The sequence below is a fragment of the Kosakonia sp. CCTCC M2018092 genome (genome assembly GCF_003864115.1).
Taxonomy (GTDB): domain Bacteria; phylum Pseudomonadota; class Gammaproteobacteria; order Enterobacterales; family Enterobacteriaceae; genus Kosakonia; species Kosakonia cowanii.
Genome location: NZ_CP034225.1, coordinates 3053135 through 3067834, shown reverse-complemented (window position 1 = coordinate 3067834; position 14700 = coordinate 3053135). Strand labels below are relative to the sequence as shown.

Annotated in this window: 13 protein-coding genes; 12 read left to right on the top strand and 1 reads right to left on the bottom strand. The window is 56.8% G+C overall.

The genetic code is table 11. The annotated features are described in order from the left end of the window. Positions 1 to 60: 60 nt before the first annotated feature. From aroA to EH164_RS14585, 12 genes are all read left to right on the top strand, one after another. Positions 61 to 1344, top strand: a complete 1284-nt coding sequence (gene aroA, locus EH164_RS14640; RefSeq protein WP_124968873.1) for a 3-phosphoshikimate 1-carboxyvinyltransferase — start codon at positions 61 to 63, stop codon at positions 1342 to 1344. 133 nt (positions 1345 to 1477) lie between these two features. Continuing rightward, positions 1478 to 2245: a M48 family metallopeptidase gene (locus tag EH164_RS14635; protein ID WP_023481474.1), complete on the top strand. Its 768-nt coding sequence runs from the start codon at positions 1478 to 1480 to the stop codon at positions 2243 to 2245. A gap of 163 nt (positions 2246 to 2408) precedes the next feature. Next, a complete protein-coding gene (gene cmk, locus EH164_RS14630) occupies positions 2409 to 3092 on the top strand; it encodes a (d)CMP kinase (protein ID WP_023481374.1) in 684 nt (227 codons plus the stop codon). A 121-nt stretch (positions 3093 to 3213) separates the two neighbouring features. After that, positions 3214 to 4887, top strand: coding sequence for a 30S ribosomal protein S1 (rpsA, locus tag EH164_RS14625; protein ID WP_023481457.1), 1674 nt, complete (start codon positions 3214 to 3216; stop codon positions 4885 to 4887). Positions 4888 to 5067: 180 nt separating this feature from the next. Then, a complete protein-coding gene (ihfB, locus tag EH164_RS14620; RefSeq protein ID WP_007374142.1) occupies positions 5068 to 5352 on the top strand; it encodes an integration host factor subunit beta in 285 nt (94 codons plus the stop codon). A gap of 214 nt (positions 5353 to 5566) precedes the next feature. Continuing rightward, entirely contained in the window at positions 5567 to 7831 is a 2265-nt protein-coding gene (locus tag EH164_RS14615) for a ComEC family protein (protein ID WP_124968871.1), read from the top strand. A gap of 36 nt (positions 7832 to 7867) precedes the next feature. Further along, on the top strand, positions 7868 to 9616 hold the full coding sequence (gene msbA / locus EH164_RS14610; RefSeq protein ID WP_124968869.1) for a lipid A ABC transporter ATP-binding protein/permease MsbA: 1749 nt from the start codon (positions 7868 to 7870) through the stop codon (positions 9614 to 9616). After that, on the top strand, positions 9613 to 10590 hold the full coding sequence (gene lpxK / locus EH164_RS14605) for a tetraacyldisaccharide 4'-kinase (RefSeq protein ID WP_124968867.1): 978 nt from the start codon (positions 9613 to 9615) through the stop codon (positions 10588 to 10590). The genes msbA and lpxK overlap by 4 nt, the downstream gene beginning before the upstream one ends. Positions 10591 to 10635: 45 nt before the next feature. Next, a complete protein-coding gene (locus tag EH164_RS14600; RefSeq protein ID WP_124968865.1) occupies positions 10636 to 11868 on the top strand; it encodes a winged helix-turn-helix domain-containing protein in 1233 nt (410 codons plus the stop codon). A gap of 50 nt (positions 11869 to 11918) precedes the next feature. Continuing rightward, entirely contained in the window at positions 11919 to 12101 is a 183-nt protein-coding gene (locus EH164_RS14595; RefSeq protein WP_124968863.1) for a Trm112 family protein, read from the top strand. Beyond that, positions 12098 to 12847 (top strand): 3-deoxy-manno-octulosonate cytidylyltransferase, encoded by a 750-nt coding sequence (kdsB, locus tag EH164_RS14590; RefSeq protein WP_124968861.1) that lies wholly within the window; start codon positions 12098 to 12100, stop codon positions 12845 to 12847. The genes EH164_RS14595 and kdsB overlap by 4 nt, the downstream gene beginning before the upstream one ends. A gap of 133 nt (positions 12848 to 12980) precedes the next feature. Then, the gene (locus tag EH164_RS14585) at positions 12981 to 13874 is read left to right on the top strand and encodes a YcbJ family phosphotransferase (RefSeq protein ID WP_124968859.1); all 894 of its coding nucleotides are present in this window, start codon (positions 12981 to 12983) and stop codon (positions 13872 to 13874) included. On the opposite strand, the gene elyC is transcribed toward EH164_RS14585, so the two are convergent. Then, the gene (gene elyC / locus EH164_RS14580) at positions 13851 to 14630 is read right to left on the bottom strand and encodes an envelope biogenesis factor ElyC (RefSeq protein WP_124968857.1); all 780 of its coding nucleotides are present in this window, start codon (positions 14628 to 14630) and stop codon (positions 13851 to 13853) included. The genes EH164_RS14585 and elyC overlap by 24 nt on opposite strands. Positions 14631 to 14700 lie beyond the last annotated feature (70 nt).

Here is a 14700-nt window from a genome sequence, read left to right as displayed (position 1 = left end):
AATGACGATCCCCGCAGCCCGGCTGCGGGGTTTTATTTTGTCCGTAGAGAGTGAAGTTTCATGGAATCCCTGACGTTACAACCCATCGCGCGCGTGGATGGCACCATCAATCTGCCTGGTTCAAAGAGTGTTTCAAACCGCGCCTTGCTGCTTGCCGCATTTGCCCGTGGCACTACCGTGCTGACCAACCTGCTGGACAGCGACGATGTTCGCCATATGCTCAATGCCCTGACTACGCTGGGGGTTCACTATACGCTGTCAGCCGATCGCACCCGCTGTGAAGTGACCGGCGTGGGCGGCCCGCTGAAGGCGGCAGAAAAAGTTGAGTTATTCCTCGGTAATGCCGGCACGGCAATGCGTCCGCTGGCCGCCGCGCTCTGCCTGGGCGACGGCGATGTAGTGTTGACCGGCGAGCCGCGCATGAAAGAGCGCCCGATTGGCCATCTCGTTGACGCGCTGCGTCAGGGCGGGGCGAAAATTGATTACCTTGAGCAGGAGCACTATCCGCCTCTGCGCCTGCGCGGCGGGTTTAACGGCGGCGAAGTGAGCGTTGATGGCAGCGTCTCCAGCCAGTTCTTAACCGCACTGCTGATGACCGCGCCGCTGGCACCGCAGGATACGGTGATCACCATCAAAGGCGATCTGGTGTCGAAACCCTATATCGATATCACCCTGCATCTGATGAAAACCTTTGGCGTTGACGTTGATAACCAGCAGTACCAGCGTTTTGTCGTGCGTGGCGGGCAGCACTACCAGTCACCGGGACACTACCTGGTCGAAGGCGATGCCTCTTCGGCCTCTTACTTCCTTGCGGCGGCGGCCATTAAGGGCGGGACGGTCAAGGTGACCGGTATTGGCCGTAATAGTGTGCAGGGCGATATTCGTTTCGCCGACGTGCTGGAAAAAATGGGCGCGACCGTGGTCTGGGGCGAAGATTATATTGCCTGTTCGCGCGGCGAGCTGAACGCCATTGATATGGATATGAACCATATCCCCGATGCGGCGATGACCATTGCCACCACGGCGCTCTTCGCGAAGGGTACTACTACGCTGCGTAACATCTACAACTGGCGCGTGAAGGAGACCGATCGCCTCTTCGCCATGGCGACGGAGCTGCGTAAAGTGGGCGCCACGGTGGAGGAGGGCGAAGACTTTATTCGCGTGACGCCGCCGGCCGCGCTGCAGGCTGCAGAGATTGGCACCTATAACGATCACCGCATGGCGATGTGTTTCTCGCTGGTGGCGCTGTCGGATACGCCGGTCACCATTCTCGATCCGAAATGCACGGCGAAAACCTTCCCGGATTACTTCGAGCAGTTGGCGCGTATCAGTACGCTTGCCTGATGTTCTTACCGCCCCGCATCCTCTGCGGGGCCAGTTACCCGCCATTGTTGAGAGGGTGAAAAGCCGCTGCGCTGTGCTACCATTTGCGCGGGACTCTTTCCCTCAATTCAGTTAGTTAATACATGGACTGTCAATGAAAAAAACAATGATTTTTAGCTGCCTCGTAGCAGCAACGCTGGTCTCTGGTTGTAAGAACATGGGTGGTATTGATACGGATGCGCTGACCAAATCCGGTATGTCTGCTTATAAAGCGGCGACGCTGAGCGACGCGGATGTGAAAACGCTTTCTGAGCAGTCATGTGCTGAGATGGACAAGCAAAACACCATCGCGCCTGCATCGAGCACCTACGCGAAGCGTCTGAACAAGATTGCTAAAGCGCTGGGCAACAACATCGATGGCACGCCGGTCACTTACAAAGTCTATATGACCAAAGAAGTGAACGCGTGGGCGATGGCGAACGGCTGTATTCGTGTCTATAGCGGTCTGATGGACATGATGACCAACAACGAAGTTGAAGCGGTTCTGGGCCATGAAATGGGCCACGTTGCGCTGGGTCATAGCCGTAAAGCGATGCAAACCGCGTACGCCACACTGGCCGCGCGTGATGCGATCTCCGCCAGCAGCGCGGCAGGTGCACAGCTCTCCCAGTCTCAGCTGGGCGATCTGGGTGAGAACCTGATCAACTCTGCCTTCTCCCGTAGCCAGGAGTCCGCAGCGGATGATTTCTCCTACGATCTGCTGAAAAAACGCAACATCAGCCGTCAGGGTCTGGTCACCAGCTTTGACAAGCTGGCGAAGCTTGATGCCGGTTCTGAGAAATCGATGTTTGACTCTCACCCGCCGTCAGCTGAGCGTGCGAAGCATATCCGCGACCGTATCGCCGCAGATAGCAAGAAGTAAGTTTTATTCCGGGCTGGTGCAAATCAGCCCGTACTCCCGCGCAATTAATCTACACTCAGCCTCATACTCTTCCGTTATTCGCACGCAGCAGTAACTTTCGTGCGCGTTGGCGCGTATAATGCGCGGCGTTATATAACGATATGCCTTGATTAAGGAGAAAAAGATGACGGCAATTGCCCCGGTAATCACCATTGATGGGCCAAGCGGTGCGGGAAAAGGCACCCTTTGCAAGGCAATGGCGGAAGCGTTGCAATGGCATCTGTTAGATTCAGGCGCAATTTATCGTGTGCTGGCGCTGGCCGCACTGCATCATCACGTGGATGTCTCTTCGGAAGATGTACTGGTGCCGCTCGCCGTGCACCTGGATGTGCGTTTTGTCTCAACCGACGGTCATCTGGAAGTGATCCTCGAAGGCGAAGATGTCAGCGGCGAAATTCGTACTCAGGAAGTGGCTAATGCCGCGTCGCAGATTGCTGCGTTCCCGCGCGTGCGTGAGGCGCTGTTGCGTCGCCAGCGCGCCTTCCGTGAAGCGCCAGGCCTTATTGCCGATGGGCGCGATATGGGCACGGTGGTTTTCCCCGATGCGCCGGTAAAAATTTTCCTCGACGCCTCGGCGGACGAGCGTGCGCATCGCCGCATGCTACAGTTGCAGGAGAAGGGCTTTAGTGTTAACTTTGAACGCCTTTTGGCTGAGATAAAGGAACGAGACGACCGCGATCGTAATCGTCCTGTTGCACCGCTGGTTCCCGCTGCCGATGCTTTAGTGCTGGATTCTACCCGCTTAAGCATTGAGCAAGTGATTGAAAAAGCGCTACAATACGCCCGCCAAAAGTTGGCTCTCGCATAACGTATGCGACCGAATTCGTAGTACCCCCTGCTGCAACGGAGTGTGAGCAGGCATGTGAAACAACCCCATCCGGCATGAAGCCAGGTGGACGTTAAATTGAAGAATCCTGAAGATTATCAATATGACTGAATCTTTTGCTCAACTCTTTGAAGAGTCCCTGAAAGAAATCGAAACCCGCCCAGGTTCCATTGTCCGCGGTGTTGTTGTTGCTATCGACAAAGATATCGTACTGGTTGACGCCGGTCTGAAATCTGAGTCCGCCATTCCGGCTGAGCAGTTCAAAAACGCCCAGGGCGAGCTGGAAATCCAGGTTGGTGACGAAGTTGACGTTGCTCTGGATGCAGTAGAAGACGGCTTCGGTGAAACCCTGCTGTCCCGTGAGAAAGCGAAACGTCACGAAGCTTGGATCACGCTGGAAAAAGCTTACGAAGACGCTGAAACTGTTACCGGTGTTATCAACGGCAAAGTCAAGGGCGGCTTCACTGTTGAGCTCAACGGTATTCGCGCGTTCCTGCCGGGTTCCCTGGTAGACGTTCGTCCGGTCCGTGACACTCTGCACCTGGAAGGCAAAGAGCTTGAATTCAAAGTAATCAAGCTTGACCAGAAGCGTAACAACGTTGTTGTTTCCCGTCGTGCGGTTATCGAATCCGAAAACAGCGCAGAGCGCGATCAGCTGCTGGAAAACCTGCAGGAAGGCATGGAAGTTAAAGGTATCGTTAAGAACCTCACTGACTACGGTGCATTCGTTGATCTGGGTGGCGTTGACGGCCTGCTGCATATCACTGATATGGCATGGAAACGCGTTAAGCATCCGAGCGAAATCGTAAACGTTGGCGACGAAATCACTGTTAAAGTGCTGAAGTTCGATCGCGAGCGTACCCGTGTATCCCTGGGCCTGAAACAGCTGGGCGAAGATCCGTGGGTTGCTATCGCTAAACGCTACCCGGAAGGCACCAAGCTGACTGGCCGCGTGACCAACCTGACCGACTACGGCTGCTTCGTTGAAATCGAAGAAGGCGTTGAAGGCCTGGTTCACGTTTCCGAAATGGATTGGACCAACAAAAACATCCACCCGTCCAAAGTTGTTAACGTTGGCGACGTAGTGGAAGTTATGGTTCTGGATATCGACGAAGAACGTCGTCGTATCTCCCTGGGCCTGAAGCAGTGCAAATCCAACCCGTGGCAGCAGTTCGCTGAAACCCATAACAAGGGCGACCGCGTTGAAGGTAAAATCAAGTCTATCACTGACTTTGGTATCTTCATCGGCCTGGACGGCGGTATCGACGGCCTGGTTCACCTGTCTGACATCTCCTGGAACGTTGCAGGCGAAGAAGCAGTTCGTGAATACAAAAAAGGCGACGAAATCGCAGCCGTTGTTCTGCAGGTTGACGCAGAGCGTGAGCGTATCTCCCTGGGCGTTAAACAGCTCGCAGAAGATCCGTTCAACAACTACGTTGCACTGAACAAGAAAGGCGCAATCGTAAACGGTAAAGTCACTGCAGTTGACGCTAAAGGCGCAACCGTAGAACTGGCTGACGGCGTTGAAGGTTACCTGCGCGCTTCTGAAGCTTCCCGTGACCGCGTTGAAGACGCAACTCTGGTTCTGAATGTTGGCGACGATGTTGAAGCTAAATTCACCGGCGTTGACCGTAAAAACCGCGTAGTTAGCCTGTCTGTTCGTGCGAAAGACGAAGCTGACGAGAAAGATGCAATCGCTTCTGTTAACAACAAACAGGAAGAAGGCAACTTCTCTAACGCTATGGCTGAAGCTTTCAAAGCAGCTAAAGGCGAGTAATTCAAGCACGCTGTCTCATTTGCGCTGTAGCGCGACGTAAGTCGGTCGTTATAGCGCAATTGATGATGAGCAACTTGACAGATTACAAGATTCGTCCTGTAATCAATGACAAAGGGCGGCTACGGCCGCCCTTGTTCAAGCTACTAAGCTAACCTTGCGTTGAAGGAGACCGGAGGAATCATGACCAAGTCAGAATTGATCGAAAGACTTGCAAGCCAGCAATCGCATATTCCTGCTAAAGCTGTTGAAGATGCAGTGAAAGAGATGCTGGAGCATATGGCCTCTACTCTTGCCCAGGGTGAGCGCATTGAGATCCGCGGTTTCGGCAGTTTCTCCCTGCACTATCGTGCACCACGCACCGGGCGTAACCCAAAAACAGGCGACAAAGTGGATCTGGAAGGTAAATACGTTCCGCACTTTAAGCCGGGTAAAGAATTACGTGACCGCGCCAATATTTATGAATAAGCCTTAGCCAACGCTAACGTTTACTCGTCGAAAGAGCACCCTTTGGGTGCTTTTTTCGTTTTCAGCATTGCTGACTTTTCGACCCGCCTCGCAAAAATCTGTCGCTGTAGCGTAACGCTGTAAACAACCCCCGACACACGCCGCAAACCGCGGAAAACGCGCCTGACATCCCTGTCGCTGCGTCTCATACTGCGCCCATAACACGGAGGTGGAGATGAGACTGACCGCGCTGGCTGCCTGTATTACGCTCGGGATTTTGCCGCTTGCATGGTTGCCTGCGCTGCCGGGTATGAGAACACTCTGGTGCGTCATCATTGCAGGATCTCTGCTGGGCTGCCAACGCAGCCTGGCGTTGCGCTACGCGGGCATCACGCTGCTTGTTTTTGCGTGGGGGATCCTTGCCGCAATGCAGGCAATCTGGCCAGCTCAGCATCTGCCAGCAGCGCATCGCCAGATCGAATTTGAAATTACCCACACTGATAACGCGACCCGTCATCAGGGTAAAATCCTGCGGCTTGATGGCAAGCGGCTCTTTGCCGCGCCGGGCATTACGCTTTACGGGCAATATTTACCCGTTCCGGCCTGTGCGGGACAACGCTGGGCAATGACCATCCGCGCGCGGGCCGTTCACGGGCAATTGAATGAAGGGGGCTTTGATGCACAGCGCTATGCGCTGGCTTCGCATCAACCGCTCACCGGTCGCTTTATCGATGCCAGCTTACTGCAAGCACGCTGCAGCTGGCGTGCAGACTACCTTCACTCGCTGGGCGAAGTACTGGCTGAACGGCAGTGGAAAGCCGTTATTCTTGCGCTCGGTATGGGGGAGCGCGCAGCGCTTAGCCCGGAGATAAAGGAGACCTTCCGCCAGACGGGAACCGCGCATTTGATGGCGATTTCCGGCTTACACATCGCGCTGGCCGCTATGCTTGGCTGGCTGTGTGCCAGAGCGGCACAGCTTCTCTTACCTGCGGACTGGATTAACTGGCGCTTTCCACTCTTAACCGGGTTAGTTTGCGCGGTCTGCTACGCCTGGCTTACGGGGTTACAACCGCCAGCGCTGCGCACGGCAATATCGCTTTGCGTCTGGGCGCTGCTACGTCTTTCCGGCAGGCAGTGGTCGCCCTGGCAGGTGTGGATATGCTGCGTGGCCGCGATTCTGTTTATCGATCCGCTTGCGGTGCTCTCTGATAGCCTCTGGCTCTCCGCTTTTGCCGTCGCAGCCTTGCTGTTCTGGTTTCAGTGGTTTCCAGTGCCGGTTAAGGTGCGCACGTGGCTCGGGCGGGGTGCGCTTAACCTGCTGCATCTGCAGGTCGGGATGCTGTTTCTTTTGCTGCCAATGCAGCTGGCTATCTTTCATGGTATGAGCCTGAGCGCGCTGGTGGCGAATCTAATAGCCGTCCCGCTGGTGACGTTTGTGACAGTGCCGCTTATTCTGGCCGGGATGCTGCTGCATCTGGCCGGCTCCACGGTTTTGCAGTCGCTCTGCTGGGCGCTGGCGGATATGAGCCTTGAGGCGCTGTTTACATTTTTACGCGGGCTGCCGTCCGGCTGGGTCAATATTGATACGCGTTGGCAATGGCTCGCCTGGACGCCGTGGCTGTTACTGGTTGCGCTACGTTTTCGCCTGTGGCGCACGCTGCCTGCTATCTCTCTGGCTTGCCTGACGCTGCTCGCTTATCCCGTCTGGCGCAGCGCGCGTCCTGATAACTGGTCAGTGCATATGCTGGATGTCGGGCAGGGCCTGGCAATAGTGATAGAGCGTCGGGGAAAAGCGCTTTTGTATGACACCGGCACCGCATGGCCGGGCGGCGACAGTGGCGCACAGTTGATCGCGCCCTGGCTGCGCTGGCATGGGCTGCAGCCGGAGGGAATTATTCTCAGTCACGATCATCTCGATCATCGCGGTGGTCTGGATTCGTTGCTGAAGGTCTGGCCGCAGTTGTGGATCAGAAGCCCTCTTGGCTGGGCAGGGCATGCGCCCTGTTTTCGCGGCGAGCGTTGGCAATGGCAGGGGTTAACCTTTACCGCGCACTGGCCCCTAAAAGAGACGCGTACGCAGGGCAATAACCGCTCCTGCGTGGTGAAGGTCGAGGATGGTCGCTATAGCGTGCTGCTCACCGGAGATATCGAAGGGCAGGGGGAGATGGCGATGCTCAGCCATTACTGGGCGCATTTGCAGGCTACACTGATGCAGGTGCCTCACCACGGAAGCCAGAGCTCTTCGATATTGCCTTTTGTACAGCGTGTCGGTGGCGCGGCGGCACTGGCGTCAGCCTCGCGTTATAACGCCTGGCGCTTGCCTTCGGCAAAGGTAAAAAAACGCTACCAGCAGCAGGGCTATCAGTGGTACGACACGCCTCACCAGGGGCAGATTACCGTCTCATTTTCGCCTCGGGGCTGGGAAATCCACAGCTTACGCGATCAACTTTTACCACGTTGGTATCATCAGTGGTTTGGCGTCCCCCAAGATAACGGGTAGAATATGCGGCTATTTCAACAAGTGCTGGTTTTTTGAATGCATAACGACAAAGATCTCTCTACATGGCAGACATTCCGCCGTCTATGGCCGACTATTGCGCCTTTTAAAGCGGGGCTGATCGTGTCGGGGATAGCGTTAATCCTCAACGCAGCCAGCGATACCTTCATGTTATCGCTCCTCAAACCGTTACTGGACGATGGTTTTGGTAAAACGGATCGCTCAGTGCTGCTATGGATGCCGCTGGTGGTAATTGGCCTGATGATCCTGCGCGGTATCACCAGCTACATTTCGAGTTACTGCATCTCCTGGGTTTCCGGCAAAGTGGTGATGACCATTCGCCGTCGCCTGTTCAGCCATATGATGGGCATGCCGGTCTCCTTCTTCGACAAACAGTCCACCGGCACCTTGCTCTCACGCATCACTTACGACTCAGAGCAGGTGGCGTCCTCTTCCTCCGGCGCGTTGATCACCGTGGTGCGCGAAGGTGCCTCAATCATCGGCCTGTTTATCATGATGTTCTGGTACAGCTGGCAGCTGTCGCTGATTCTGATCGTGCTGGCACCGATCGTGTCGATCGCCATTCGCGTCGTCTCCAAACGTTTTCGCAATATCAGTAAGAATATGCAAAACACTATGGGGCAGGTGACGACCAGCGCAGAGCAGATGCTGAAAGGGCACAAAGAGGTGCTGATGTTCGGCGGCCAGGAAGTAGAGGCTAGCCGCTTTGACAAAGTCAGCAACAGAATGCGCCTGCAGGGGATGAAAATGGTTTCGGCCTCCTCCATCTCCGACCCGATCATTCAGCTTATCGCTTCTCTGGCGCTGGCCTTTGTGCTCTACGCCGCGAGCTTCCCGAGCGTCATGGCGACGCTGACCGCCGGTACTATCACCGTGGTCTTCTCGTCAATGATTGCGCTGATGCGCCCGCTGAAATCGCTGACCAACGTCAACGCGCAGTTCCAGCGCGGAATGGCGGCCTGCCAGACGCTGTTTGCGATCCTCGATAGCGAGCAAGAGAAAGATGAAGGCAGCCGTAATATTGAACGCGCGCGTGGCGATCTTGAGTTCCGCAATGTGACCTTTACCTACCCCGGGCGTGAAACCCCGGCGCTGCGTAATATTAATCTCACCATTCCGGCCGGTAAAACCGTCGCGCTGGTAGGGCGCTCTGGCTCAGGTAAAACCACTATGGCCAGCCTGATTACGCGCTTCTACGATATTGATGAGGGTGAAATCCTGCTCGATGGTCACGACCTGCGCGAGTACACGCTCTCGTCACTGCGCAACCAGGTCGCGCTGGTTTCGCAAAACGTCCACCTCTTCAACGACACCGTGGCGAACAACATCGCCTATGCGCGTACGGAAGAGTACAGCCGTGAAGAGATTGAGCGTGCCGCCGAGATGGCCTATGCCCTCGATTTTATCAATAAGATGGATAACGGTCTCGATACCATCATTGGTGAAAATGGTGTCCTGCTCTCCGGCGGTCAGCGTCAGCGCATCGCCATCGCGCGCGCGCTGCTGCGCGACAGCCCGATCCTGATCCTTGATGAGGCGACATCTGCACTCGATACCGAGTCCGAGCGCGCTATTCAGGCGGCGCTAAACGAGCTGCAGAAAAACCGCACCTCGATGGTTATCGCGCACCGTTTGTCGACCATCGAACAGGCCGACGAAATTGTGGTGGTGGAAGATGGCCGCATCGTCGAGCGCGGTAGCCACACCGAGCTGCTGGCGCAGCGCGGTGCGTATGCGCAACTTCATAAGATGCAGTTTGGCGAATGATCGCGCGCATCTGGTCCGGTGAATCCCCGCTGTGGCTTTGGCTGCTGCCGCTCTCCTGGCTCTATGGCCTGGTGAGCGGCGCAATCCGTTTTGCTTATCGCATTGGATTAAAAAAAGCCTGGCGCGCGCCGGTGCCGGTGGTCGTAGTTGGTAACCTGACGGCGGGCGGCAACGGTAAAACGCCGGTGGTTATCTGGCTGGTCGAGCAGCTACAGCAGCGCAGTGTCCGCGTTGGGGTGGTCTCGCGCGGCTACGGCGGTAAAGCCGATCGCTATCCGCTGCTGCTCACGCCTGAAACGTCAACAGAGCAGGCGGGGGATGAGCCGGTGCTGATCTATCAGCGTACCGGCGCGCCGGTGGCGGTTTCGCCGAACAGATGCGAAGCGGTCAACGCTTTATTGTCGCAACATCCGCTGCAGTTGATCGTTACCGACGATGGTTTACAGCACTACCGGCTGGCGCGTGATAAAGAGATTGTGGTGGTTGACGGCGTGCGGCGCTTCGGCAATGGCTGGTGGCTACCGGCGGGGCCGATGCGTGAACGTGCGTCGCGCCTGAAAAGCGTCGATGCGGTGATCGCCAACGGCGGCACGCCGCAGGCAGGCGAAATCGCCATGCGTCTGCGCCCGGGCCTGGCGGTCAATCTGCTGACGGGCGAACGCCGTGCGGTAAGCGAGCTTGACCAGATTGTTGCAATGGCCGGGATTGGCCATCCTCCGCGCTTTTTCTCCACCCTTGCCGAGTGTGGGGCGACGCTTAAGCGCAGCGTGGCGCTGGCGGATCACCAGGCGCTGGCACAGAAGGATGCCGACGCGCTGCTTCAGCCTGGAGAAACGCTGGTAATGACGGAAAAGGATGCCGTTAAGTGTCGTCCTTTTGCCCAGCCTGACTGGTGGTATCTGCCGGTTGATGCCGAGCTTGCGGGCGACGCGGCCGAAAAATTATTGCTGGATCTGCTCACACTGGTGCGCTGAGGATAGCCGCCTCGGCTGCGCCCTGTTTGATTAACAGGAACGCCTATGTCTGTGCCGCAACTTTCGCTTACCGCTGCTCGCCATCTTCATCTCGCCGCGCAGGGCCTGCTGCGAAAACCTTCCCGACGTGCAAAACCGGAGGATATCCTCTCGACCATCCGGCGCATGTCGCTGCTGCAGATCGATACTATTAATATCGTCGCCCGAAGCCCTTATCTGGTGCTGTTCAGCCGCCTCGGCGCGTTTGAGCCGCGCTGGCTGGATGATGCCCTGCGCAACGGCGAGCTGATGGAGTACTGGGCGCATGAAGCCTGCTTTCTGCCGCGCGAGGATTTTGCCCTCGTCCGTCACCGCATGCTGGCACCCGACAAAATGGGGTGGAAGTACCGCCAGGCGTGGATGCAGGAGCATGCGGCTGAGATTGAACAGCTTATCGCGCACATTGAGGAGCATGGTCCGGTGCGCTCCGCTGATTTTGAACATCCGCGCAAAGGCACCAGCGGCTGGTGGGAGTGGAAACCCCATAAGCGTCATCTGGAGGGGCTATTCACCGCCGGTAAAGTGATGGTCATCGAGCGGCGTAATTTCCAGCGCGTCTACGATCTGACGCAGCGCGTGATGCCGCAGTGGGACGATGTGCGCGATCTGCTCTCTCAGGAGCAGGCCGAAGCTATCATGCTGGAAAAGAGCGCCCGCAGCCTTGGCCTGTTTCGTGCGCAGTGGTTGGCAGATTACTATCGCCTGCGTCGCCCGGCGCTTGCTCAGGCATTGGCGCAGATGCAAGAGGCGCAAACCATTTTACCGGTTAATGTCGAGGGGCTTGGCCCGGCGTGGCTCCACGCCTCTCTGCTGCCGCTGCTGGAACAGGCGCAGGCGGATAAACTCACCGCTACCCACAGCGCGGTGCTCTCGCCGTTCGATCCGGTGGTCTGGGATCGCAAGCGTGCAGAACAACTATTTGGCTTCAGCTACCGGCTGGAGTGTTATACCCCGGCACCGAAGCGGCAATATGGCTACTTTGTCCTGCCTTTGCTGCACCGGGGGCAGCTGGTCGGGCGGATGGATGCGAAAATGCACCGCAAAACCGGCGTGCTTGAAGTGATTGCGCTGTTTCTGGAGGAGAGCATTTCCCCGTCGCTTCAGCTGGAGAAGGGGTTACAGCGTGCGATTACCGACTTCGCGCGCTGGCAAGGTGCACAGCGCATCACATTTTCCCATCTGCCCGATGGCCTGTTTTCATCATCGCGTGCCGGTCTGGAGATAGACGCGGCGTCATAATTGCCTATGATAAGTTCAATCTGCTCATCATCGGTTTCTCAGGAGGAAAGATGGATCACCGTTTACTCGAAATAGTTGCCTGCCCGGTCTGCAACGGCAAACTCAATTACACCCAGGATAAGCAGGAGCTGATCTGCAAAGTCGACAGCCTGGCATTCCCGGTACGCGAAGGCATTCCGGTGCTGCTGGAAAACGAAGCCCGTGCTTTAACCCCAGAAGAGAGCCGTCCATGAGCTTTGTGGTGATTATTCCCGCGCGGTACGCCTCAACGCGCCTGCCGGGTAAGCCGCTGGTCGACATCAACGGTAAACCGATGGTGGTGCACGTGCTGGAGCGTGCCCGTGAATCTGGCGCAGAGCGCATTATCGTAGCGACCGATAACGAAGAGGTGATGGCGGCGGTACAGGCGGTGGGCGGCGAAGTGTGCATGACCCGCGCCGATCATCAGTCCGGCACCGAACGTCTTGCCGAAGTCGTAGAAAAATGCGGTTTCAGTGATGAGACAGTGATTGTTAACGTGCAGGGCGATGAGCCGATGATCCCGCCGGCGATCATTCGCCAGGTCGCTGATAATCTGGCCGCACGCCGCGACGTCGGGATGGCGACGCTGGCTGTGCCGATTGAGAGCGCGGAAGAGGCCTTCAACCCCAATGCGGTGAAAGTGGTGATGGATGCGCAGGGCTACGCGCTCTACTTCTCGCGTGCTACCATTCCGTGGGATCGCGACCGTTTTGCCGCCTCGCGTGAGACCATCGGCGACAGCTTCCTGCGTCATATCGGCATCTATGGCTATCGCGCCGGCTTTATTCGCCGCTATGTCAGCTGGCAGACCAGCCCGCTGGAGCAGATCGAGATGCTCGAGCAGTTGCGCGTGTTGTGGTACGGCGAAAAAATTCACGTCGATGTGGCAAGCGTGGTGCCCGGCACTGGTGTTGATACACCAGAGGATCTTGAACGCGTCCGTCAGGCGATGCGTTAATCTACTCATCCCCTCCGTCCGGAGGGGATTTGCTGTATCTCGTCAAATAATCACCCTGATTTGATCTCATTGGGGTGACATCTTCCGCTATGGCGCTCATTATAAAAGCAGTCGTTTTTGTAGGGGCATTGCTATGGAACAACTTCGCGCCGAACTCAGTCATCTGCTGGGAGAGAAATTAAGCCGCATGGAGTGCGTCAGTGAAAAACCTGATTCGGCGCTCTGGTCTCTATATGACAGCCGGGGAAACCCGATGCCGCTGATGGCAAGAAGCTTTACCACCCCGGGGCTGGCTCAGCAGCTGGCATGGAAAATCTCGATGCTCGCCCGCAGCGGCACGGTGCGCATGCCGGTGGTGTATGGCGTGATGACCCACGAAGAACACCCCGGGCCTGATGTGTTGCTGATTGAACGCCTGCGCGGCGTCCCGGTTGAAGCACCAGCGCGCACCCCGGAGCGCTGGGAGCAGCTCAAAGATCAAATTGTCGAGGGGCTGCTCTCCTGGCATCGTCAGGATAGTCACGGTTGCGTAGGTACCGTCGACAGTACTCAGGAAAATATCTGGCCCTCCTGGTATCGGCAGCGCGTCGAAGTGCTCTGGACCACCCTCAATCAATATCAAAACACCGGCCTGACGATGCAGGACAAGCGCCTGCTGTTTCGCACCCGCGAATGTTTGCCCGCGCTGTTTGAAGGATTTAACGATAATTGCGTGCTGGTGCACGGCAGTTTTAACCTGCGCAGCATGCTGAAAGATGCCCGCAGCGATCAGCTGCTGGCGATGGTTGGCCCCGGCATTATGCTGTGGGCACCGCGAGAGTATGAACTCTTCCGCCTGGTGGATGGTCCGCAGGCGGAAGGGTTGCTGTGGCACTATTTACAGCGCGCACCGGTTGCCGAGTCGTTTATCTGGCGGCGCTGGCTCTATCTGCTGTGGGACGAAGTGGCGCAGCTGGTAAATACCGGTCGGTTTAATCGCGCCAATGTCGATCTGGCCTCGAAATCACTGCTCCCCTGGCTGGCCTGAACTGCCTTTTAGCCACTGCCAGATGCGTCCCAGCGTCTCATATCCCACCCGGTCGCTGTGCATCAGCCACACCGGGGAAGGGATCGCACGCTCCCATGGGTTAAGCGGTGAGTCGATGGCCAGCTGGTTTGCGGGAGCGGGCAGCGGTTTTAAACCGACGTGCTGGAAGAAGATCATCGCCCGCGGCAGATGCGACGCGGAGGTCACCAGCAGGAAAGGCGCATCACCAATCGCCTGTTTCACCGCAGCCGCTTCCTCTTCCGTATCCTTAGGCTGATCGAGGGTGATGATATCGCTGCGCGGTACGCCGAGGCTCTCGGCGACTCTGGCCCCCGCTTCTGCGGTGCTTACCGGGTTGGTTTTGGCCGCCGCGCCGGTAAAGATCATTTTGGCTCCGGGATTAGCCCGCCATAAGCGGATCCCTTCATTAAGCCGCGGCAAGCTGTTACTAATCAGGTTCGAACTCGGTGCCCAGGCGTCATTCCACGTATAGCCACCCCCCAGCACAACGATGTACTGCACCCGCTGGCTACCATGCCAGGTGGGGTAGCTCTCCTCAATTGGTTTCAGCAGGCGATCCGCCACCGGCTGGATGCTTAAAAGCAGCAGTATCAGCCAGCCGACGCTGATAAAAACCTTGCCGGTTTTCTGCCAGCGACTAAACCAGACCAGCGCAATTCCTGCCCCGATAACCAAAAGTAAAAGTGGCAATGGCAGCAGCAGGCCGCCAGTGATTTTTTTTAGTATGAAAAGCACTGTATCCGTCTCCTTTTTGAGCATACAGCAGGCGATTTCCGCGGATCTTACACCAGATAGGTTCATTATC